Here is a 1,510-nt window from a genome sequence, read left to right as displayed (position 1 = left end):
GGGGAGAGATCCGCAACAATGAGCTGACTGATCAATTTTATAGAGGAATGGTACTGCAATACCTGACCGGAGCAGCAATCACCGATAACGACGTGGTATTATTGGGATCTTCCTCGTCGAGTTCGGATGGATTTTTTATAGACGAAGTAGAGGGGGCATTTCGCTTTACTGGCAACCGGATTGAGGGAGCGAATCAATATGGTCTGTATATGACCAGCTGTACCGCTACTGCGGGCTCCCCGGCCTTGATTGCCAACAACCAGATTCATTCGAAGGCAGGTAGCTATTCGGTATACTTTGTATCCAATCAGTACCAGGGTTTTTACCATAACAACATCAACACGACAGGCGGAGCCCAGGGCATTTACTACTTTGGCTCAGGCGGAGCAGGCAACAAAATCAAGAACAACATCTTCAAGTCGAATACGGGCTATGCTGTGAATGTGGCCAACTCGACAGGTTTGGATGAGATGGATTACAATGACTTTTTCACTTCAGGTGTTTACCTAGGCAGATGGGGGAATTCGAATGCGGGTGACCTTGCCGATTGGCGTGTCTTATCTTCCCGGGATGCGAATTCCCTGACAGCGGATCCACAGTATGCGAGCAATACGGATTTGACAGCGAGCTCTCCTGCTTTGGCCAATGCGGGTATCCAACTGTCCGAAGTACCGGAAGACATCAACGGAGCTCCCCGAAAGGCAACCCCGACGATCGGAGCGAATGAATATGATGCAGCGGCTTTAGTGCCACTATCGGGAATCTACACAATAGATGTATCAGGCAGTGGAGCTAGGAACTTCACGAGTTTCCAGGCGAGTGTGGATGCGATGGTCCTGAACGGACTTGCCGGAGCGGTTACCTTTCAGGTAGCAGCGGGCACCTATACAGAGCAGGTTTTGATCCCTGATCTGTCTGGAGGATCAGCGAGCAATACGGTGACCTATGAATCAGCGACGGGAAATGCGGAAGATGTAATCCTGACTTTTGGAGCGTCGGCTTCAGGTACCAACTATGTGATGGGTTTTGACAATGCGAGTGACATCATTCTGAGAAACTTAAAGCTGGTAGCAACAGGAACGACCTTTGGACGAACAGTAGTCGCCCTGAATCGGGCGGATAATCTGACGATTGAGGGCTGTATCCTGCAATCTCCAATCACCAACAGCACGAGTACGGAACGTGGGAATGTGGTATTTATTCCTGCAATCTCAAGTGACCTGCGAGTATTGAACAGTACGATAATCGGAGGTTCGACAGGGATTTATTATCGGGGTTCGGAGAGCGGAGCCTCAAGAGGAACTGGGGGAGAGATCCGCAACAATGAGCTGACTGATCAATTTTATAGAGGAAGTGTGCTGCAATACCTGACCGGAGCAGCAATCACCGATAACCACGTGGTATTATTGGGATCCTCCTCGTCGAGTTCGGATGGATTTTTTATAGACGAAGTAGAGGGGGCATTCCGCTTTACTGGCAACCGGATTGAGGGAGCGAATCAATATGGTCT

1 protein-coding gene is annotated in these 1,510 nt (G+C 49.6%); it reads left to right on the top strand.

What is annotated here, in order from left to right; all coding sequences use genetic code 11:
• Window positions 1–1,510: right-handed parallel beta-helix repeat-containing protein (locus tag BVC88_RS20975; protein WP_175574469.1), on the top strand; the 1,510-nt coding region annotated here is incomplete at both ends.

The sequence above is a fragment of the Algoriphagus marinus genome (assembly GCF_001936475.1).
GTDB classification, from domain to species: Bacteria; Bacteroidota; Bacteroidia; order Cytophagales; family Cyclobacteriaceae; genus Algoriphagus; species Algoriphagus marinus.
The sequence above is the reverse complement of the archived record's forward strand: the minus strand, read 5'-3'. Positions and strand labels throughout refer to the sequence as shown.